This is a genomic window from Alteromonas sp. 009811495 (assembly GCF_028865455.1).
Taxonomy (GTDB): Bacteria; Pseudomonadota; Gammaproteobacteria; order Enterobacterales; family Alteromonadaceae; genus Alteromonas.
The window spans coordinates 1,726,152-1,746,514 of sequence record NZ_CP113972.1 but is presented as its reverse complement, the minus strand read 5'-3'; the positions used below and the strand labels follow the sequence as shown (position 1 = coordinate 1,746,514).

Annotated in this window: 19 protein-coding genes; 11 read left to right on the top strand and 8 right to left on the bottom strand. The window is 43.4% G+C overall.

Annotated features, from left to right (window positions below; translation table 11 throughout):
* Positions 1-35: 35 nt before the first annotated feature.
* Complete coding sequence (locus OZ660_RS07970) at positions 36-956, bottom strand: diguanylate cyclase (protein WP_274743126.1); 921 nt, start codon at positions 954-956, stop codon at positions 36-38.
* Positions 957-1,205: 249 nt separating this feature from the next.
* Positions 1,206-3,323, bottom strand: coding sequence for a two-component system response regulator (locus OZ660_RS07965; RefSeq protein WP_274743125.1), 2,118 nt, complete (start codon positions 3,321-3,323; stop codon positions 1,206-1,208).
* A 180-nt stretch (positions 3,324-3,503) separates the two neighbouring features.
* On the opposite strand from OZ660_RS07965, the gene OZ660_RS07960 reads away from it, so the two are divergent.
* Complete coding sequence (locus OZ660_RS07960) at positions 3,504-3,869, top strand: Hpt domain-containing protein (RefSeq protein WP_274743124.1); 366 nt, start codon at positions 3,504-3,506, stop codon at positions 3,867-3,869.
* Positions 3,870-3,923: 54 nt separating this feature from the next.
* On the opposite strand, the gene OZ660_RS07955 is transcribed toward OZ660_RS07960, so the two are convergent.
* Positions 3,924-4,922 carry an adenosine deaminase gene (locus OZ660_RS07955; protein WP_274743123.1) on the bottom strand — a complete coding sequence of 333 codons (999 nt, stop codon included), beginning with the start codon at positions 4,920-4,922 and terminating at the stop codon, positions 3,924-3,926.
* A gap of 284 nt (positions 4,923-5,206) precedes the next feature.
* Here OZ660_RS07955 and OZ660_RS07950 point away from each other — a divergent pair, with 284 nt between their 5' ends.
* A complete protein-coding gene (locus tag OZ660_RS07950) occupies positions 5,207-6,538 on the top strand; it encodes an NCS2 family permease (protein WP_274743122.1) in 1,332 nt (443 codons plus the stop codon).
* A gap of 61 nt (positions 6,539-6,599) precedes the next feature.
* Here OZ660_RS07950 and OZ660_RS07945 read toward each other — a convergent pair whose 3' ends face one another.
* The 3 genes from OZ660_RS07945 to OZ660_RS07935 are packed head-to-tail and all read right to left on the bottom strand — an operon-like array spanning position 6,600 to position 8,466.
* A complete protein-coding gene (locus OZ660_RS07945; RefSeq protein ID WP_159625187.1) occupies positions 6,600-6,857 on the bottom strand; it encodes a DUF3862 domain-containing protein in 258 nt (85 codons plus the stop codon).
* A 33-nt stretch (positions 6,858-6,890) separates the two neighbouring features.
* Positions 6,891-7,820 (bottom strand): allantoinase PuuE, encoded by a 930-nt coding sequence (puuE, locus tag OZ660_RS07940; RefSeq protein ID WP_274743121.1) that lies wholly within the window; start codon positions 7,818-7,820, stop codon positions 6,891-6,893.
* A gap of 1 nt (position 7,821) precedes the next feature.
* On the bottom strand, positions 7,822-8,466 hold the full coding sequence (locus tag OZ660_RS07935) for a TetR/AcrR family transcriptional regulator (RefSeq protein WP_274743120.1): 645 nt from the start codon (positions 8,464-8,466) through the stop codon (positions 7,822-7,824).
* Positions 8,467-8,837: 371 nt separating this feature from the next.
* On the opposite strand from OZ660_RS07935, the gene xdhA reads away from it, so the two are divergent.
* From xdhA to OZ660_RS07900, 7 genes are read left to right on the top strand one after another with little or no spacing between them, the layout of a single operon-like run.
* Positions 8,838-10,277 (top strand): xanthine dehydrogenase small subunit, encoded by a 1,440-nt coding sequence (gene xdhA / locus OZ660_RS07930; RefSeq protein WP_274743119.1) that lies wholly within the window; start codon positions 8,838-8,840, stop codon positions 10,275-10,277.
* On the top strand, positions 10,270-12,639 hold the full coding sequence (gene xdhB / locus OZ660_RS07925; RefSeq protein ID WP_274743118.1) for a xanthine dehydrogenase molybdopterin binding subunit: 2,370 nt from the start codon (positions 10,270-10,272) through the stop codon (positions 12,637-12,639). The genes xdhA and xdhB overlap by 8 nt, the downstream gene beginning before the upstream one ends.
* Positions 12,636-13,493 (top strand): xanthine dehydrogenase accessory protein XdhC, encoded by an 858-nt coding sequence (gene xdhC / locus OZ660_RS07920; protein WP_274743117.1) that lies wholly within the window; start codon positions 12,636-12,638, stop codon positions 13,491-13,493. The genes xdhB and xdhC overlap by 4 nt, the downstream gene beginning before the upstream one ends.
* Positions 13,480-13,983: a 2-oxo-4-hydroxy-4-carboxy-5-ureidoimidazoline decarboxylase gene (gene uraD / locus OZ660_RS07915; protein WP_274743116.1), complete on the top strand. Its 504-nt coding sequence runs from the start codon at positions 13,480-13,482 to the stop codon at positions 13,981-13,983. The genes xdhC and uraD overlap by 14 nt, the downstream gene beginning before the upstream one ends.
* Before the next feature lie 18 nt (positions 13,984-14,001).
* Complete coding sequence (gene uraH / locus OZ660_RS07910; protein WP_274743443.1) at positions 14,002-14,334, top strand: hydroxyisourate hydrolase; 333 nt, start codon at positions 14,002-14,004, stop codon at positions 14,332-14,334.
* Between the two features lie 5 nt (positions 14,335-14,339).
* The gene (guaD, locus tag OZ660_RS07905) at positions 14,340-15,635 is read left to right on the top strand and encodes a guanine deaminase (protein ID WP_274743115.1); all 1,296 of its coding nucleotides are present in this window, start codon (positions 14,340-14,342) and stop codon (positions 15,633-15,635) included.
* A gap of 15 nt (positions 15,636-15,650) precedes the next feature.
* Positions 15,651-16,895: a urate hydroxylase PuuD gene (locus tag OZ660_RS07900; RefSeq protein ID WP_274743114.1), complete on the top strand. Its 1,245-nt coding sequence runs from the start codon at positions 15,651-15,653 to the stop codon at positions 16,893-16,895.
* Between the two features lie 58 nt (positions 16,896-16,953).
* On the opposite strand, the gene OZ660_RS07895 is transcribed toward OZ660_RS07900, so the two are convergent.
* Positions 16,954-18,231, bottom strand: coding sequence for a diguanylate cyclase (locus OZ660_RS07895; RefSeq protein ID WP_274743113.1), 1,278 nt, complete (start codon positions 18,229-18,231; stop codon positions 16,954-16,956).
* 312 nt (positions 18,232-18,543) lie between these two features.
* On the opposite strand from OZ660_RS07895, the gene OZ660_RS07890 reads away from it, so the two are divergent.
* Together OZ660_RS07890 and OZ660_RS07885 are read left to right on the top strand one after the other, a co-directional pair.
* Positions 18,544-19,128 (top strand): NAD(P)H-dependent oxidoreductase, encoded by a 585-nt coding sequence (locus OZ660_RS07890; RefSeq protein ID WP_202265035.1) that lies wholly within the window; start codon positions 18,544-18,546, stop codon positions 19,126-19,128.
* A gap of 121 nt (positions 19,129-19,249) precedes the next feature.
* Positions 19,250-19,522 carry a putative quinol monooxygenase gene (locus OZ660_RS07885; protein WP_202265034.1) on the top strand — a complete coding sequence of 91 codons (273 nt, stop codon included), beginning with the start codon at positions 19,250-19,252 and terminating at the stop codon, positions 19,520-19,522.
* Positions 19,523-19,602: 80 nt separating this feature from the next.
* On the opposite strand, the gene OZ660_RS07880 is transcribed toward OZ660_RS07885, so the two are convergent.
* Positions 19,603-19,971 carry a winged helix-turn-helix transcriptional regulator gene (locus OZ660_RS07880; RefSeq protein ID WP_274743112.1) on the bottom strand — a complete coding sequence of 123 codons (369 nt, stop codon included), beginning with the start codon at positions 19,969-19,971 and terminating at the stop codon, positions 19,603-19,605.
* Positions 19,972-20,363 lie beyond the last annotated feature (392 nt).

The following is a 20,363-nucleotide window of genomic DNA, read 5'->3' as shown; positions in this document are numbered from 1 at the left end:
GAGAAAATTAAACCATTGGCTAACTATTAGGCGTTTTAGCCCCTTACCTGATTTCTTCCCTGCTCTTTCGCTTCAAACAATTTGACATCGGCCTCTTCAATTAGCGCTTCTACGCCTTCTTCAGCGACTTTATTTGCTTGCCAAACTGTATATCCCACACTAATAGAAACCTTATTCCCAATACCATGAGAGTGAGGTATTTCCGCTTTTCGTACTATTTCGACAAGTTCCTGAGCTAACAAACTAACGCCCGCGCTGTCGATATATGGCAGTATGATTAAAAACTCTTCGCCGCCGAAGCGGATAACCGCGTCTTTAGGACGTTTCATGACACTTGAAATTAACTGAGCGACACGACTCAAACACTGATCACCTTCTAAATGCCCATAGGTGTCGTTGAACAATTTGAAGAAATCAATATCAATCATAATTGCGCCAACACTGCCATTGTCTCTAGCAACCTGTTTGATAAGTAGGGGGATTTCCTTGGTTAAGTACATCCGGTTGTACTGACCTGTTAGTTGGTCGTGATAGGTCATTGTTTCTAAGAATTCTGTTCTTAGCTTATTAAGCACGTGTGTCTTAATTCTATGGGTAAGCGTAGAGGCATTAACCGGTTTCATAACAAAGTCAGATGCCCCAACTTCCCAACACGCATTCTCACTTTCAATATCGAGGGTAGATGTAACAAAGATGACTGGAATATCTGCTGTTGCACTTTTCGCTTTTAAAGCTCGACAAACATCAAGCCCGTCAGTATCGGGCATATTCATGTCTAGTAACACAAGATCTGGTAATTTGTCTGCGCAATACAAGATAGCTTCTTTGCCTGATTGTGCTGTGTCACATTGAAAAACAGGCATTAGAATCGACTCAAGTAACATACGGCTCATCGGTTCATCATCGACAATTAGTACTCGACATTCAGAAAACGGTTTTAACTCTTTTCGATTCATTAATTACTAATTCTCAATAACTTTAGGCCGAGCGTAATCTCGATATATTTACTTTTTTACAGCGTTTGGTAGCGACTTGCATGCATAATGTCAAAATATGCAGCCAAGAGGCACCTCACGTGACTACGTTATACGAGTCTAGCAACCCTCAATAAAGAAATATACGTATAATTAGCAATAATATTTATACGCATTCTTGTAATTCAATATCTTACTGTGGGTTGACCTGCAAATTTTGCAATCTTTTGATTAATATAAGGCTTTTTCCATGGGCTGTGTATTAGCAAAATAAACAAGGAACTCATCCACCGCAACCGGCTTACACAATAAGTACCCTTGCCCAAGATGACAGCCCAGCTTTTCTAATGCTTCAAACTGAGCTTCGTTTTCTATACCTTCAGCAACTATCTTTAAATCCAGACTTAGCGCTAATTGAACAATAGCACTTACAATATCGAACGCCTGCTGTTCTTGGTCCATGTCGATGACAAAGGAACGGTCAATTTTGAGCACATCAAGAGGAAACTGTCGCAAATAGGATAAACTTGAGTAACCTGTCCCAAAATCGTCCAATGCAATGCTAACCCCAAGGTTCGCTAATGCGTTTAGCATATCTTTCGTTTGCTCAAAATCATGCATTAAAGCCGACTCTGTCACTTCCAGTTCAATCATGCTGGCATCTATCCCTGTCGCCGTTATGATTTGCTCAACCTCTTTAGCGAAACTTGGGTTTGCCAGCTGCTTCGCTGCCACGTTAACTGCAAGTTTAAGTGCCTGGCCACGTTTATGGCACTCGGCAACCAAAACACAGCTTTTTTGAAGCACCTGATACCCTAGCTGGTGAATAAGTCCCGTTTCTTCAGCAAGCGGTATAAATTCATCAGGGCCTATTACCTTGCCATTTTCATCGTAAAGCCGAACTAAACTCTCTGCACCAACCACGCTTCTATCAGCAAAACTGTATTTGGGTTGCAAAAATATTGCCAGTTGATTCTTTTCAATGGCGTTGCGCAAGAGTATTTCTAGCTCTACCCGTCTATGCATGGCGAGTTGTAAATCCTTTGAAAAGAAGCTAAACGCATCTTTCCCTTTGGTTTTCGACCGATACATGGCTGTATCGGCATGACGCATCATTTCTTCAGCATTTGATGCATCTTGTGGGAACAAACTAATGCCTATACTCAAGCTCAGTTGATGCAATTTGCCATTAAGGTCTATCGGTACTCTGCCGGCCTGCAGACAGGCCATTGCGATACTATCAGCGCTGAATCCGGAGCCAATATCAGATAGCAGACAGGCAAATTCATCACCGCCAACTCTCGCCAATGTGGCGTTATTGCCAACAATGGATGCTAAGCGCTCTGCTATAGACTGAATTACTGTATCCCCAACTTTATGACCAAGACTATCATTAAGGTATTTAAAGTTGTCGATATCGATAATAAGTAATGCAATACTGTGTTGTAACACCTTGCTTCGAGATATGGCTTGTACAATTCTATCGTGCAGTAATACGCGGTTTGGTAGGCCGGTTAGCTGGTCGTGATTGGTGATGTGCGTCATCCTTACTGCCATCTCTACCGCTTCAGATACATCTTGGAAAACAATAACAGCCCCAAGCAATTTGCCCTTGTCATCAATAATTGGAGATGCAGTATCTTCTACTCGAAATACATCACCATGTCGGCTCATTAACGTTGTATTGTACGCCATCGCCACGGGACGCTTTACCTCAAGTGCATATAGCGCAGGATTAAGCATTGCCTCAGAGGTTTGGACATCGCGTAAATTCATTACGTTGTTGATGGGTTTTCCTAACGCTTCTTTCTCCAGATAGCCTGTTAATCGCTCTGCCACTGGATTGATAAAGGTTATAAGACCATTTTCATCGGTTGAAATCACGCCATCGGCTATAGAACGAAGCGTAACCGCAAGTTGCTGTTTTTCGGTTTCGAGCGCTTGATTGACATGAGCTAGCATGCGCTTTTGGCGCGACATCAATAGGTGGTTATTTACTCTCAAACGACACAACTCTATATCAATTGGTTTTGAAATAAAGTCTATAGCGCCCAAAGTCAGCGCCCTTCGTTCATTACTGGCATCACTGTTTGAGGTTACAAATATTACCGGTATGTGTGCAGTAGCATGGCGCGCTTTAACTCTCTCGCACAGTTCGAAGCCCGACAACTCAGGCATGTTGATATCAAGTATAATTAAGTCAGGCTGTTGCGTTACTATTAAGTCAAAGGCCTGCGAACTGTTTAAGCAGGTAATCGTATTGGCGATGGCTGAGACTGCATGCTCAAGTAGCAAAAGCGTACTGGGCTCGTCGTCTATTATAACAACTGTCTGGTTCTCTTGTTCCATGAGAAAGCCATAAATAATCTTGGACACAAGCTCTAGTATCGTGCTTAGATAGAAAAAGAACATTAACCTTTAGTATAAATAAATCAGCTGTATTTACGTTATAGTTGTGGTAAAAAAGCTTTTTAATTTAAACACATAGTTAAACCAAAACTAACTATTCACATCCAAAAAGGTATTTTCGTGAACCCAGATACGCTAGCCAGTCAATACACCAACAGCGAGTTATGGAATCGCAGCGCTGCACTAGGGCGACTAGCAGGTAATGAAACCTTATTAAATCGAATAGCCGATATGTATGTTGCGCAAATTGAGCAAAAGCAAAGTCAGCTTCAATCGGCTATAGACGCCGAAGATGCAGAAGCAATAAGGTTTGAGAGCCACTCGATTAAGGGCGTCTCTGGCGATGTTGGTGCAGATGCTGTAAGACAGAAGTCAGCGGAAATGGAGCAATTAGCTAAGCTAGGCGTATTGGAAGATATGCCCGAGCACATGTTGCAACTTTCTGTGCTAATTCGCGCAACAACAATGTTGATGGAAAAAAAATAAGAAACTGAAGCGAGTAAATTGATTTTTTATCTCGCTTCGTTGGTTTCTACTCAATTAAACGTTTTTAACCTGCTGTATATACTTCGCTTTGTCCTCTTCGCTCAAAAAGCTCGCTTTAAAACTATTAATTGCCAGTGATTTAATGGTTTCCTCGTTCACGTCAAGTGAATTTGCTAGGGCCTCGAAGTTCGCATTTAAGAATCCCCCGAAGTAGGTAGGGTCATCCGAATTAACGGTAACCAATAAGCCTGCATCAAGTAATGCCAAAATATTATGCTGCTTCATGTCGTCAATAACACAGAGTTTTAAATTGCTCAAAGGGCAGACAGTAAGCGGGATCTGCTTTTCTTTAAGGTAGGCCATGAGCAACTCGTCTTCTTGACACCTTACACCGTGGTCAATTCTATCTACGTCAAGAAGCTTTATTGCCTCCCAAATATAGGCTGCTGGCCCCTCTTCCCCAGCATGAGCGACTATTTTGAACCCGAGGTCTTTCGCCTTTTTAAAAACTCGCTCAAATTTTGAGGGTGGATGCCCCAACTCTGAACTGTCTAGCCCAACGGCCTTAATGTTTCGATAATACGGTTTGGCTGCTTCTAGTGTTTCGAACGCCGAACTTTCTGGTAAATGCCTCAGGAAAGACATGATTAAAAAGCTGCTGATACCATACTCTTCTTGTGCCTTTTGCATGGCGCGCAGAAAGCCCGGCATAAAGACATCAAAACCGATATCTCGCTCAGTATGGGTTTGGGGATCAAACATAATTTCGGTATGCACAATGTTTTCTTCGTGACACCGAGTAAGGTACTCCCACATTAGGTCAAAGAAATCATCTTCATCGATAAGTACACCTGCACCAGCGTAATAAATATCTAAGAAGCTTTGTAAGTCTTTGAAATTATATGCCGCTTCTATCTCTTCCACGCTTGCATACGGAAGTGTTATACTGTGCTTTTCTGCTAGGCGCCACATAAGTTTTGGCGTTAAGCTACCTTCTATATGCAGATGTAGCTCGGCCTTTGGAGTATTTTTTATAATGGAAGATAACGACATGGCCCCTCACTTATTTCGCACCACGTTGATGCAACGCATTTAATTGGTGCGCTATAGTTTATCTCTAATGCTATCTGTTAACGAGTATTAAACGCTCATTGAGGTTTAACTGGCGGTTTTTTAGCATCTATTTTTGTTGTTAATTCACCGTTTTGCTGACTTTGTGTTGTCTAGCTTCTAAAAGGTAGCACAAAACGCACCAACAAGTTGACTATTTGGTCAGCTTATTGCTTTAACTGGTTCCTACTCAGCACATAAACTCAAAAACACCAAGAGATAAATTGATGTCCAACAACCTTATTGAACGGCTCTTCAAACTACAAAGCCATGGTACAACGATTAAGACCGAAGTGATTGCCGGCCTTACTACATTCGCGGCCATGTCTTATATTCTCGTCGTTAATCCAGGAATATTAGGGTTAAGCGGCATGCCCGTTGAAGGGCTAATTACCGTCACTGCACTTGCTGCGTGTTTAGGTACATTGCTAATGGCGCTTATGACAAATTACCCTATCGCACTTGCCCCTGGAATGGGTCTCAATGCCTTTTTTGCCTTTACCATTTGCCTTGGACGAGAAATTCCTTGGGAAGCGGCGTTAGGCATTGTGTTTTGGAATGGTATTCTTTTTCTCATTTTGTCATTAACTGGCGTGCGAACCAAGATAGCTGAATCTATTCCCCCCTCACTAAAAGTAGGTGTGCAATGTGGGATAGGGTTATTTATTGCATTTATAGGCCTTAAGAATGCAGGACTAATTGTTGATAACCCTGCCACCTTCGTTCAACTTGGCGATCTATCGGAACCTGCGGTGTTGCTCGCGCTATTAGGCATTATCTTTACCATTGTATTAATGGTAAAGCGTGTGACTGGTGCCATTTTGATTTCTATTGTTACGCTTACGATTATCGGGGCTTTTATCCCTACTGAAAATGGGACGCTTACTGCTACCCCCAATGCTATTGTAGGTATGCCCGAGTCAGTTTCATCAACCTTTATGGCAATGGATTTTTGGTATCCAATTGATCATTTGGCCGAAACGTGGGACCTCATCTTTGCTCTAATGTTTGTGAACATGTTCGATACTATCGGCACGCTTATTGGTGTTTCCCGCAAAGCTAACCTACTTAACGAAGAAGGGAAACTTCCTAAAATAGGCCCTGCAATGACAGCTGATGCCGCTGCCAGCGTGGTGGGTGCAGCTGTGGGAACATCGCCAGTAACAAGCTATGTAGAGTCTGCAACGGGTGTATCCGCTGGCGGTCGCACGGGCCTTACGGCAATTGTTGTTTCGGTTTGCTTTTTACTGTCGTTATTTCTTACGCCGCTGATGAAGGTTATTCCCCTAATGGCGACAACGCCCGCTCTACTAATGGTGGGTATTTTAATGATGGAATCCATTCGCCAAGTTGATTTTGACGACTTAGGCGCGCTTGCGACGGCATCTGTTGCACTAATTGCAATGCCATTAACGTTTAGTATTAGTGAAGGAATAGCACTGGGCTTTATCACTTATGTAGGCATAAAAGTTGGCACAGGAAAATTTAAAGAAGTTACACCTTTAACATACGCCTTGGCGCTAGTGTTCTTACTTCGCTACATACTCGATTTAAAATAAAAAACCGTTAGTTAGACGAAAAAAGGTGGCCATGGCCACCTTTTTTATTGATTATTGATTGCTACTCTAGGCCATCATAATTAAATGTTACGGCTTTATCGCCCATAAACACTATCTTGATGTGCTTGGCTTCTTCATCGCCCCATGTACACGCCAACGTTCCCATCGTTTTGCCACAGTTATCGGCAGTACCTAATACGGCTTCCACTTCTTCTTGAGTCATACCCATTTCAAGCTTGTCGTAGTTTTCTTTGGTCAACTTAGAGCAAGCAGTAAGTGCAAGTGCGCCAAACATAATGGCAATAATTTTAGTTTTCATAATGGTGTCCTTTGTTTTTTCTTAGACTACATCCTAAACCGACATATTGTCACTATCGTCTTTAGGGTGAGTACTCAGCCAGTGGCGGGCAATATCTTCTCGTGTTGCAAGCCATACTTTATCGTGAGACTTTACATACTCAATAAAACGCTTCAATGCCGCTATTCTAGCAGGTCGACCAATAATTCGATTATGTAGACCTATCGACAACATTTTAGGTGAAGTGTCCCCTTCCTCATACAGCACATCAAACGCATCTTTCAAATAAGTAAAGAATTGCTCACCACTGTTGAACCCTTGTGGCGTCGCAAAACGCATATCGTTAGTATCTAGAGTGTAAGGTACCATCAGTAGCGGCTTGCTGTAGTGGCAATCGTAGTAAGGCAAGTCATCTGCATAAGAATCAGCGCAATAAAGTATGTCGTCACGCTCAGCAATTAACTTTAACGTATTCGGGCTGGTTCTCCCCGTATACCACCCTACAGGCTTACTGCCAGTGAGTTGTTCGTGCAGTATAATCGCTTCATCAATTTGTTTGCGCTCTTGTGCTTCATCCATGTCTTGGTAGTGCACCCAACGCATGGCGTGACTGGCAATTTCCCAGCCTGAATCAATCATTGCTTTTACCGCTTCAGGGTGACGTTGCATTGCCATGGTCACGCCAAAAACGGTAACGGGAATGTCGAATTTGTTAAGCAGTTTATGTAAACGCCAAAATCCAGCTCTGCTGCCATATTCATAGATAGACTCCATGCTTAAGTGCCTATCTTTGTATGCTTGTGCATTGATGATTTCAGAAAGAAACACCTCAGAGGCTTCATCACCATGCAACACACAGTTCTCACCACCCTCTTCGTAGTTTAAAACAAATTGCACCGCAATTTTTGCATCGTTAGGCCATTTAGCATGCGGTATATGTTGACCATAACCTATTAGATCTCTTGGATAGCTAGCCTGTGACATATTAGTCCCTATACTCTTCAGGCACTGATAAACCGCACCCGCCAAGCACAAGCTTTACCACTTGCTTAGTCGCTTGCTCGTAATCAGCTTTAGTCATCTTCTTACCACGTAGTCGAGTAATTTGCGCTGAAAAGTCTGCATAGTGCTGCGTACTTGCCCAAATAGTATAAAGTAAATATTCACCTTCCACTGGAGGCAACTTGCCCGCTTCAACCCACGCCTCAATCAGTTCAAGACGCCCTTTCATCCAGAGCGCGTGCTCTTCATCAAAGTAACCACTTAAATTCTGAGCGCCGTTTATAATCTCCATTGCGAAGATTTTTGATGCTAATGGATGCGTTCTGGAGACTTCCATTTTCTCGGCAATGTAGGTCGCAAGCACCGTTGCGGGATCGTCTTTTACTGTTGCTTTATCGAAGTGAGAGTTCCACAGTGAAAGGGTTTCTTCGAGTACTGCCACATAAAGCTCTTGCTTAGTTTTGAAGTAATACAAAACATTGGTTTTTGGCAAGCCAGCTTCATCTGCTATTTTTTGTACCGCAGTACCCTTGAAGCCAAACTGCGCAAAACACTTTTCCGCGGCCTGAAGTATTTTTCTTCTATTCATAGCGCCCACACCAGCATCGGCGCTTTTTACCTTTATCATTATTATTCAAATTCCTTTGCAATTTTGTTTTGCAAGCGCATTGAAGCGTGATGCTTCTTTATATCAAGAACTCGCGCATTACAAAAGTATACAACGCTAGCGCCGCCACTCCTATTGCTACGTTAGCATGAATTTTGCCAAATTTTTGCCAATTGCCACCAAGCATAAGAGGACTCGCCTATTACTCATTTTAATTTTCGTGCCTCGTCAAAACGCGCACGTAATTTGCTTACTTTTATTCATGAAAATGATGGCCTTAATCGCTTAGGCCATTTTTTATAAGCAATAAATTGACCATGTGGTCTACTTTTTTGATATAAATACAGCTATATTAATGAATACAATAAAGACAATAACTGGAAGGTGTGAGTATGATTCGCTTTCTTATTAATCAAGATATCGTTGAAATAGATGAAGCGAGGGCCGATCTCACTCTTCTGCAATACATTCGCGAGTATAGAAAAAACACTGGTACTAAAGAAGGGTGCGCTGCTGGCGATTGCGGAGCGTGCACTGTAGTGTTGGTTGAGCCATCAAATGACGCGTCAACGTCTTTGCACTATCGTACGGTAAATAGCTGTATCACGCTAATGAGCGCGGTCCATGGTAAACAGCTATTATTAGTAGAACACTTAAGTTCAGGCGACACCTTGCATCCCGTTCAACAAGCATTGGTTGATCATCATGGTTCACAGTGTGGTTTCTGTACGCCGGGCTTTATAATGTCTATGTTTGCCCTTTATCACACCAACAGTAAACCTAACCGAGACGACGTCTTAAACGCGCTTTCTGGTAACCTTTGTCGCTGCACAGGCTACCGCCCCATTATTGACGCCACGCTTAAGGTGTGTGAACAACAGGCGAATGACCAATTTAGTCAGCGCGAGGCTGAGACACTAACTCGCCTGACCGCTTTAAAAGCGGACAATCTAGGCACGACTAATATCATCATGCCCACCACGCGCGAATCGCTAAAAAGCGCTATATCTCAAAACCCTAGTGCACAACTCGTCGCAGGCAGTACTGATTTAAGTTTGCAATTTACTCAACAGTTAAAAAACATTAGTACCTTAATTAGCTTGTCACACATTGAATCCCTAAAACAATGCACCACAACAGAGCGCTCTCTTCTAATTGGTGCAGCCTTGCCTATCAATGATGTGGCACCTTTGCTATTGCGACATTTTCCACAAGCTGCTGAGTTGATCACACGCTTTGCTTCTTTGCCCATTCGGAATCAAGCCACTATAGGTGGGAATGTGGCAAACGCATCGCCAATAGGTGACATGCCGCCTCTGCTACTCGCATTACAGGCATTATTACATATTGATAATGGCGAGAACATTCGCACAGTGCCAATTAACACCTTCTTTGAAGGCTACAGAAAAACAAAACTTGCTTATGGCGAATGGATTTCAGCTATTGAAATACCACTGTTGGAAGATAGGCAACAAGTCGCAGCATATAAAATATCTAAGCGCTTTGAAGATGATATTTCTGCAGTTTGCGCAGTATTCAAGCTCACACTTGAAGAAGGCAAGATTGTCACAGTAACGAGTGGATTCGGTGGTGTTGCCGCAACGCCTGTTCAATGTAATGAATTACAAAATGCGTTAGCGGGCAAACAGTTTTCAAGTCATGAAACCATGAGCATAGGTAAGCAAATTCTTTTTGATGCTTTCACTCCTATCGACGACGTACGGGCCAGCGCACAGTATCGTAAAACGGTTTTGGCGAACCTTTGGCATCGCTTCTGGCTAGAAAATCAAACGCAAAACAACATTGAGACTCGGGTGGTGCAGCATGCGTAAGTTAATCGACACTGCAAATACAACAACTGAAGATAACGCGGTTGTACATGTATCATCAAAACATGAAAGTGCTGTTCGACAAGTACAAGGCAGCGCAAACTATGTTGACGATATCGTTGAACCCCAAGGTACGCTTTACGCGGCAGTGGGATTAAGTAGCTGTGCGAAAGGGCTGATATCATCACTAAATTTGGACGATGTTCGCGCCAGTGAAGGTGTAGTAGATGTTGTAACTATCGATGACGTGCCGGGTCACAAGGATATTGGCCCTGTGTTTGAGGGCGATCCTTTACTTGCCAATAAAGAAATCAAATTTTTTGGCCAGCCCGTTTTTGCTGTACTTGCCACATCGGTTCAGTTAGCGCGACAAGCCGCTAAGAAGGGTCAAATAAATGTGGTGGAAAGCTCGCCTATTCTTAATGCCAATGCCGCTCACAAGCAGCAAACGTTTGTGCGCCCTACTCACCGTTTTGGTCAAAACAGTACGCAGGTACAACCAACACTAGACAATTCGACTAATTCTGAAGAAGGCTCCCTTCGTATTGGTGGCCAAGAACATATGTACCTGGAAGGTCAGGTCAGCCTTGCCATTCCTGATGAAGAAGATCGTATGAAAATATACACTTCTAGCCAGCACCCCAGTGAGGTTCAAAAACTGGTGGCTGAAGTACTCAACGTGAAACTGCATCGCGTTATGGTTGATATGCGACGAATGGGCGGGGGTTTTGGCGGCAAAGAAACCCAAGCAGCACAATGGGCTTGTATTGCGGCACTCCTTGCATCACGAAACAAATGTGCCGTGAAACTGCGTCTTCCTCGCTTTACCGACATGCATGTTACGGGTAAACGGCACCCTTTTGAAAACCACTTTGAAGTTGCGTTCGATAGTACAGGCAAAATTGAAGCGACACGCATGGAGATTAACGGTATTTGTGGTCACTCGCCTGATCTTTCTGATGCCATTGTCGATAGAGCGATGTTTCATGCCGATAACGGTTATTTTTTAGGTGTTAGCGACATTGTTGGTCACCGGCTACAGACCAATATGGTATCGCACACCGCCTATCGAGGCTTTGGCGGCCCACAGGGCATGATAATGGCAGAAGCCATGATGGATAAAGTAGCACGTGCGTTAGGTGTTGACCCCCTATCAGTGAGAAAGCGCAACCTGTACGGACCAAGCACAGGTACCACGACACCTTATGGCATGGAAGTAGAGCACAACTTACTGCCTGAAATGATCGACGAACTCGAAACTAACGCGCAGTACTGGCAGCGCCGTGAGGCAATTACTCAGTTCAATCGTACGAGCCCCATCATTAAGAAAGGATTGGCGTTAACGCCTGTTAAATTTGGAATTTCGTTCACGGCAAAACACCTAAACCAAGCAGGTGCACTTGTTCATATTTATACTGATGGCAGTATTCAGGTAAACCACGGTGGTACTGAAATGGGTCAGGGACTACATACCAAAATTGGCCAAATTGCGGCGAACGAGTTTGGTGTGGGCCTTGATATGATTGAAGTGACATCCACCCGTACTGATAAAGTACCCAATACGTCACCCACAGCGGCATCAAGTGGTACGGATCTTAATGGTAAAGCGGTACAAAATGCGTGTTTGATACTAAAAGAGCGTCTTGCATCATGCTTCGCTCAATCAGTTGGCCAGCCTGAAAATGCCCATAGCGTAGTATTTGTCGATGGACAATTAGTACTAGGAGAGCACTGTATCGCATTTTCAGATTTAGTACAGACTGCCTATTTTGAACGCGTATCGCTTTCTGCAAGTGGTTTCTATAAAACGCCAAAACTTCAATATAACCGCGATACTGGCGAAGGGCGTCCTTTCTTTTATTTCGCTTACGGTGTTTCAATGAGCGAAGTCTCAATTGATACCCTAACAGGAGAATACACCGTCGATAAAGTCGACATTATTCATGACGTTGGAAAAAGTCTAAACCCTGCCATTGATATTGGCCAAATTGAAGGCGCGTTTATTCAAGGCATGGGATGGTTAACCACCGAGGACCTGAAGTGGAACAAAGACGGCAAATTAATTAGTGAAAACATGGCGACCTATAAGATCCCTGCCATTGGCGATACACCACCGCATTTTAATGTGTCTCTTTTTGGGCGAAAAAATGAGGAAGATAGTATTTATCACTCGAAGGCCGTGGGTGAGCCGCCATTTATGTTAGCAATTTCTGTATGGTGCGCGTTAAAAGATGCCATATCAAGTTTGTCGGGATACACAAAAGACCCGCAGCTTGATACGCCAGCCACACCAGAGCGGATACTCGACGCTCTTGGCAAGGTGCAAAGTTTGCAACGTAACGAAGGGGTGAGAAAAGCGCGATGAGTAGTAACTCCTATCGACCTCAAACATGGTACGAGGGCGTTGCTCGTTGCCAACAGCAAAACGAATCGTATGTACTGGTGACCGTTGTCACCGCGGCGGGGTCAACCCCACGCGAGCATGGCAGTAAAATGGTGGTAACCGCAAGTACGTCAATTGATACGATTGGCGGTGGGCATTTAGAGTTCGACGCAATTAAGCGCGCAAGAAACTTCCTTGCGGAAGGAAAGCCTTGCACACAGCTTCACAGTTACCCTTTAAGTAGTTCGCTAGGGCAATGCTGTGGTGGCGCGGTGAAAGTATTGTTTGATGTTTGTAATGTTCACCAGCAACACATTGCTGTATTTGGTGCTGGTCACGTAGCAAAAGCATTAATCCCTATCTTAGCGCAGCTTCCTGTGAGAATTTCGTGGATAGATAGTAGAAATGCACAGTTCCCAGATAACTTGCCAGCTAACGTGACACAAGTCGTTGAAGATGAGCCTGAATCAGAAGTTACTAGCCTGCCAGATAACAGCTGGTTAATTGTATTAACACATGACCACCAGCTCGATTATCGGATTGCCGAGAAAGCACTTGCGTCCCCTTCCCTGCCATTTGTTGGGTTAATTGGCTCTCAAACAAAAGCAAAACGCTTTATTACAAAGCTAACAAACCGCGGATTCGATAAAGCAGCGCTATCGAGACTTCATACGCCTATCGGCAATACCGACATACCTGGTAAGTTACCCATTGAAGTGGCCGTTTCCATATCTGCTCAAATAATCGCGCGACTACACCAAAAAAACCACTCGGATTTGGCGCCATTGCCGCACCACGAATGTGAAGAGAAGGAACATTTCTATGACGTTGAATGAACTCAACAATTTAGATAACCAGCAGGCTAGCAAATGGTTTGAACAATGCTGTGCGTCGAGAACTTGGATTTACAGTATGACCAATGCGCGCCCTTTTTCCGATTTAATGGATATTGAGGGAGCAGCAAGAACAGCATGGGCGAAATGTGCAGAACAAGATTATTTAGAAGCATTTAAAGCCCATCCTATGATTGGTGACATGAATACGCTGCGCGAAAAATTTGCCAACACAAAAGCAATAGCAGCCAACGAGCAGTCAGGTACTGCTGTCGCATCTGAGGCTACGCTCAATGAGCTTAAAGAAGCCAACCAAGCGTATTTGGATAAACACGGCTTTATTTTCATTATTTGCGCTACGGGTCTTTCAGCCGATGTAATGTTAAGCGAGCTACAAAAGCGACTTCCCAACTCTACTGCGCAAGAAATAACAAATGCGGCAGCTGAACAAATAAAAATAACGCTTTTACGAATTAACAAAGCGCTCGCGTGAATAAGTAAGGACGAGATGATGAACACACTCTCTAGCCATGTATTAGATACAACCTTAGGCAAACCTGCACAGGGAATTGTGCTTACGTTAACCACACCAAACGGCAAATCATTTGAGGGCATAACCGACAGCGATGGTCGATTTAATCAATGGGCCATGAACAGTAAAGAAGGTTTTGTAGCAGGTATTTACACGTTACGTTTTCATTGTAAGGACTATTTGGAAACACATCACGGTAAGAGTTTTTATCCGTATATTGATATTACATTTGAACTTGAGAATAACGGTGGGCACTACCATGTACCCTTGTTGATTTCTCCCTTTGGTTACAGCAGCTACAGAGGCAGCTAACACACATGCAGCTATTTCGTGCAAGCATTGCGCACTTTCCTAAGCACACTTCAGAATTTACAAATGACATCGCTGTTTATCACGACGGTGGCTTATTGATAGACGGAAAACACATTGTTGACGTGGGCTATTTTGATGCCATCAATAAGCGTTACCCCGGCGCAAGTGTTGTTGATTGCTCTGGAAAGTGGATATTACCAGGGCTTATCGACAGCCATTTACACTATCCACAAACCCAAAGCATTGCCCATTACGGTGAACAGCTATTGAGTTGGCTAGAAAACTATACTTTTCCAACAGAAATGCAGTTTGCTGATAATGCTCATTCTAGCGCTATTGCAAAAGTATTTATTAACCAGCTGCTTAAAAATGGTACCACGACAGGCCTTGTATTTAGCACTGTACACAAGGATAGCTGTGATGCCTTATTCAATGAGGCCAGTCGTATCGACATGGCAATGATCGCAGGTAAAGTGTGTATGGACAGAAACTGTCCTGCTCCACTACAGGATACGGCCGTTTTAGCGCAAAAAGAATGTGCCGCGCTGATTGAAAAATGGCACAACAACGGCCGTAATCGATATGCACTCACACCGCGATTTGCGCCCACGAGCACTGAAGCACAACTTGCAGCATTAGGTGAGCTAGCTCAACAGTTTGACGATGTTTTTATTCAAACGCACTTGTCTGAGAACCTTGATGAAATTGCGTGGGTTAAAAGTTTGTTTCCTAAGGCCGAAGGTTATCTTGACGTATATGATAAGTTTAATCTTGTACGCGAAAGAGCTGTTTTTGGTCATGGTATACACCTGACGCCTAATGAATGGGCGCGTTTAGGTGAAGCCAATGCAAGTATCGCGTTTTGTCCTACTTCCAATTTGTTTTTAGGTAGCGGGCTTTTTGATATGAGTGCAGCGCGAGCTAATAATGTGCATGTTGCTCTAGCCACAGACGTAGGCGCGGGCACCACGTTTAATATGTTTAAGACCTATGGTGACGCCTATAAAGTAAGCCAATTACGGAACGCGCCAATCAGTCCACTAGAAGGGTTTTATTTAATGACTCAAGGGGCAGCAATCGCTCACAACCTTGATCATGAGATTGGAAACCTTAATGCGGGTTCAGCGGCTGATTTCATTATTGTCGAGCCGAGGTTTGACGAATTAACAATGCTTCGAATTCAAGATAATGCTGAGTTCGACGATGTATTTTTTGCCTTAAGTATTCTAGGCGACGACCGCGCAATTGCCCAAACATGGGTAAGTGGTCGCTGTTGCTATGACAACAAAATGCTGCAGTAAAAAAGGAGAATAATAATGCCGTGGCTCGATTGGTTAAGTCTTTTTGTTCGTTGGTTTCATGTGGTTGCAGGCGTTGCATGGATTGGCGCTTCTTTCTATTTTATCTGGCTGGATAACAACCTGCGCACACCGCCCAAATGGAAGCAGGACAAAGGCATCAAGGGTGACCTGTGGGCCATACATGGTGGCGGTTTTTACGAAGTAGCTAAATATGCATACGGCCCTGAACAGATGCCTCAAACGCTGCATTGGTTCAAGTGGGAAGCGTATACAACATGGCTGTCAGGTTTCGCTCTGTTAATCATAGTTTACTACTTCGGTGCCTCGGCATACCTCATTGACCCTTCAGTAAACCCAATATCACCATCAATGGCTATTTCACTGGGACTAGGCGTAATTTTTGGCGGCCTTACGCTGTACGAGATTGCTTGTCGTAGTAAATTGGCGAACTACCCTATTGCGTTTGGGGTGTGCCTGATAGCACTAGTTTGCATAGCGAGCTACCTTTCGACGCAATGGTTTAGTGGAAGAGGCGCATACATTCACGTGGGTGCTCTTATCGGGACCATCATGGCAGGTAACGTATTTTTCAATATCATGCCCAATCAACGCAAAATGGTAGCCGCTGTCGCCAATAAGCAAGATATCGACCCTAAATGGGGGGCGAGTGCTAAGTTGCGCTCTGTGCACAATAACTACTTTACGCTGCCGTTATTGTTTATCATGATTTCAAACCACTACCCTATGACTTATCAGCATCCTCATAGCTGGCTAGTGTTAATTGCCATTATGGCAGCTGCTGCGTGGATACGACATTTCTTTAATTTAAAGCATGTTGGTAAAACAAAGCCGAGCATTTTAGTCACTGGGGCTATTGCTATGCTAGCGATTACCTTTTGGGTTTCGATGCCACAAAACACAGTGAATGATATACAACCAAACGAAGAAACGGCAGGCGTGAGCGTTAAAGATTCACACTCCGTTGGTAGTAAAGAATCGATGCCCATCACTGATGCTCAAGTAGCAAACGTAATTGAAACCCATTGTGTAAGCTGCCACTCACGCACCCCAACTGACGATATTTTTAGCGTTGCTCCTGTAGGGGTAGTGCTAGATTCTTGGGAAGATATTGAGCGTTTTGCGCCACAGATAGTGCGTCGGGCCTCAGTGACAAAAGACATGCCTTTTTTAAATAAGACAGGCATGACAGAGGATGAAAGACAGTTGCTAGCAGATTGGTTTGCGGCAAGACAAAATTAGTGCAAAAGTATCGCGTCGCGTTCACATGTGCGTGCGACGCGATACTAATCTTTAATATTTATCCAGCACTCTCCATTTCTCCTGAGCAGCCGTGCTCCCTTTTTTGTTGATACATTGCCTCGTCAGCAAGGTCCAGCCATTCCTGCACGGAGGATATTGAAGAGTTCCATTCAACCCAGCCCAAACTAAAAGCAATAGGTAAAGATATTCCATCGCCTAGGCTGAGTGTGAACTCGCTGTGCTCCAGTCTTTCAAAGAATGCTTGCGTTTCAGCTTCATCGGTACCGTAGAGTAAAATGACAAACTCATCTCCACCAATTCGCCCAAACCTATCACTATCACGTAACAGTGACTCCATCGTTTTTGAAAAGTGCGACAATGCCATGTCACCCACTTTGTGACCATAGTCGTCGTTGATGGTTTTAAAGTTATTGAGGTCAACAAAGACCAATGTTGAAATCTTTTGCCCGCGCTCCATGCGGCTTATCTCTTTCGATAACTGGCTGAAAATTTCACGGCGATTTGCCAACCCTGTCAAAGAGTCTGTTTTAGACAGCATTTCAAGCTTCGCCACTGCACTCATCAGTGCATGCTGCTGTGCTTTTTCTTTGGTTATATCGTCAGCCGTGCCTAAAATCAAAGTTTGCTGTTCGCTGGCGTCATAGATGAGACTGCCTCTATCGTGCAAATGCTTAACATTTCCAGAAGCATCGATAATGCGATATTGAAGATCCCAGTTTTGCAATGGTCGTTTACTAAATACCTTCGCTACGCGTGCTCGATCATCCTCGTGAATGTGATCAATAAATGAAACTGGGCTGCAGTACAATTCGTACTCATTTCTTCCATAAATATTGTTATAGCCATCGTTGACGTAGTGCAATTTATCTAAATCAGGCGTAGCAACCCAAATAAAAGTACGCTCAGAAAACGCACTGACAATTTTGCTGAAAAGCGCATCTACCTTGAATAATTCAGTTTCAATTCGCTTTTTATCATCAATATCTTCCACTACAGAAATAAAATATTCTGGGTTGTCTTGTAAATCGCGTACAAGTGAGACAGTAAGTTTACCCCACACCAGTTGACCGTCACTGCGGACATATTGTTTCTCTATGGCGTAGTTTTCAATTTCTCCCTTTAGCAAGCGTTCAAGATAAACCAAATCTTCCTGCAAGTATTGGGGAGCGGTTAACTCTTGAAACGTTAATTGAGTAAGCTTTTCTTTTGGATACCCAAGAAACTCGCATAGCTTTTTGTTTACACGAATAAACGCGCCATCTAAGCCGACATGCGCTAAGCCGACAGCACAATAATGAAAAGTCTTTTCAAACATGGGACACCGCCCAGCGTAACAACTGCATTCCGTCGCCTCATATGTTGTTTATTGAATCACACGCTCAGCGTGCGAATTAGGGAAAGATAAGAATCCCGCAGAGGTAGCATTTACACTCTAGTCTATATATTAGTACAGCGTAAGCATAAACCTGCAATAAGGCGTAAAAATAGGAAAAAGGATTAGAGCGTCGATCATTTACCTTTTAATGCGCGTTTAAATAAAAACACAGTAGTTACTAAAAATACACTAATTGATTATATTAACTAAGTCACTAAAATAAACCACAATAAATACCAATGTGGAGTTTTTATGAAAAACGTTTTAATTATTAATGCGCATCAATATTACCCTTTTTCTGAAGGTCGTCTTAACAGTAGCTTAGTTGATCAAGCAACCTCACTTTTGACTCAAAAGGGCTACGATACTCGCCATGTGAATATGCTTGATGAGGTAGATGTTCAGCAGCAGCTAGAACTGCACCAATGGGCAGACATCATTCTTTTGCAATCACCCATAAATTGGATGGGAGTACCTTGGTCTTTTAAGAAATATATGGATGAAGTCTACACAGCGGGAATGGGAGGAGCACTCTGTAACGGTGACGGTCGCTCTGCTGATGAGCCTAAAAAAGGCTATGGCACAGGTGGCACGCTAAAAGGTAAAAAGTACATGATGTCAGTCACCTTTAACGCACCTGAAGAATCATTTAATGATGACAGTGAATATTTGTTTCAAGGTAAGAGCGTAGACGACCTCTTGTTCCCCATGCATGCGAACTTTAGGTTCTTCGGCATGGAGGCCCTTCCTACATTCGCCGCTTTTGACGTAATGAAAAATGCTGACGTGGAAAACGACTTTAAACGCTTTGAAGCACATATCAAAAACACCTTCTAGCGCATGCCTTTTAACGCAAAGATTTGCGTAGCCAGCGGTTTTTGGTTACGCAGTCTTCGCGAATAACCTAGCATTGCTTTCTAACGAAACATATTAAACCTTACAATTGGAAACGAGTTATATGGTCGAATTTTCAGTGCTATTGTCGGCAAAAGAAGGTCAAACAGAGGCACTTGCAAATATTTTGCAACCACTGGTCGAAGCTAGCCAGCGAGAAGAAGGGGCGGTAATGTATGACTTACATGCCTCTGGGGCAGGACTTTTTGTGATCACAGAAAAGTGGCAAAACCAAGAAGTGCTTGATGCTCATGAAGCAACGCCACATTTTACTTCTTTTCAACGTGCCTCAGAAGGCTTAATTGACAGCGTCGTACGACTACCAAAAACTGCATAACGACTTCGTCATTTAAGATAAAAGGGGCATTTTTATGCTTCTTTTATTTAGAGCCCCTACTGTGCCTTTTCTTGTAAGCGCTATGCTGCATTATCCTCGCTGTGGCTTTCTGACCATATGCGTAACTGTTCAAGGATATCAAGGGCCGAACGCCCAAAATCAGTGAGGCTATAGGCCACCGCAATTGGCCGCGTTTCAATGACATTACGCAAAACCATACCATTGTTTTCTAGCTCTTTAAGCCGCTGATCGACCATCTTTCTACTGGCACCACCTAACATCCGACAAAGGTCGTTAAAGCGTACCGGCTCATCTTTCAAATGATAAATAATGGACCCTGTCCATTTCCCACCAATTAAACGCATTCCACGCTCAATGGCGCATGGTTCATCACAAGTATTTAAAACTGTTTTTCTACCCTTAGCGTCTGTTTTTATTTCACTTTTCATTATTTTCCTCTAGAAAAAGCGGTAGTAACTAAAAGTATACTAATTGCTTTGCTGAACAAGGTAACTAAACTATACCACAAGTCTTTCTCGAGCTGTAACTTTGAGCACTTACTAATTAGTCTACACTTAGTGGTCAAGGTTCCACCGAACACCTCGGAGTCAATCAATGTGTAAATTAGCGTTCAACAACACACATTACTTGATCAGTTTTGGACCAATACCGCGCACCAGAAAGACACTTCAAAGAAATCACAACAATGGTGATTTTCTGTTTCTTAAACACTGCCTTATGGCCTGTCTAGGGTTTCCTTACACTACGCAATTGGCGAAACCCACATCTTGGTGTTCATCACTTTCGATCTACACAATGAAAACAGCAGTATCAAGACTAT

Excerpts from the sequence above, each read along its gene's own strand:
- OZ660_RS07935 (WP_274743120.1), bottom strand. The coding sequence starts at position 8,466 with ATGATAAAGGTAAAAAGCGCCGATGCTGGTGTGGGCGCTATGAATAGA.
- guaD (WP_274743115.1), top strand. The coding sequence starts at position 14,340 with ATGCAGCTATTTCGTGCAAGCATTGCGCACTTTCCTAAGCACACTTCA.
- OZ660_RS07900 (WP_274743114.1), top strand. The coding sequence starts at position 15,651 with ATGCCGTGGCTCGATTGGTTAAGTCTTTTTGTTCGTTGGTTTCATGTG.
- OZ660_RS07950 (WP_274743122.1), top strand. The coding sequence starts at position 5,207 with ATGTCCAACAACCTTATTGAACGGCTCTTCAAACTACAAAGCCATGGT.
- OZ660_RS07970 (WP_274743126.1), bottom strand. The coding sequence starts at position 956 with ATGAATCGAAAAGAGTTAAAACCGTTTTCTGAATGTCGAGTACTAATT.
- OZ660_RS07965 (WP_274743125.1), bottom strand. The coding sequence starts at position 3,323 with ATGGAACAAGAGAACCAGACAGTTGTTATAATAGACGACGAGCCCAGT.
- OZ660_RS07880 (WP_274743112.1), bottom strand. The coding sequence starts at position 19,971 with ATGAAAAGTGAAATAAAAACAGACGCTAAGGGTAGAAAAACAGTTTTA.
- OZ660_RS07945 (WP_159625187.1), bottom strand. The coding sequence starts at position 6,857 with ATGAAAACTAAAATTATTGCCATTATGTTTGGCGCACTTGCACTTACT.
- uraD (WP_274743116.1), top strand. The coding sequence starts at position 13,480 with ATGACGTTGAATGAACTCAACAATTTAGATAACCAGCAGGCTAGCAAA.
- puuE (WP_274743121.1), bottom strand. The coding sequence starts at position 7,820 with ATGTCACAGGCTAGCTATCCAAGAGATCTAATAGGTTATGGTCAACAT.
- uraH (WP_274743443.1), top strand. The coding sequence starts at position 14,002 with ATGAACACACTCTCTAGCCATGTATTAGATACAACCTTAGGCAAACCT.
- OZ660_RS07885 (WP_202265034.1), top strand. The coding sequence starts at position 19,250 with ATGGTCGAATTTTCAGTGCTATTGTCGGCAAAAGAAGGTCAAACAGAG.
- OZ660_RS07890 (WP_202265035.1), top strand. The coding sequence starts at position 18,544 with ATGAAAAACGTTTTAATTATTAATGCGCATCAATATTACCCTTTTTCT.
- OZ660_RS07955 (WP_274743123.1), bottom strand. The coding sequence starts at position 4,922 with ATGTCGTTATCTTCCATTATAAAAAATACTCCAAAGGCCGAGCTACAT.
- OZ660_RS07895 (WP_274743113.1), bottom strand. The coding sequence starts at position 18,231 with ATGTTTGAAAAGACTTTTCATTATTGTGCTGTCGGCTTAGCGCATGTC.
- xdhA (WP_274743119.1), top strand. The coding sequence starts at position 8,838 with ATGATTCGCTTTCTTATTAATCAAGATATCGTTGAAATAGATGAAGCG.
- xdhC (WP_274743117.1), top strand. The coding sequence starts at position 12,636 with ATGAGTAGTAACTCCTATCGACCTCAAACATGGTACGAGGGCGTTGCT.
- xdhB (WP_274743118.1), top strand. The coding sequence starts at position 10,270 with ATGCGTAAGTTAATCGACACTGCAAATACAACAACTGAAGATAACGCG.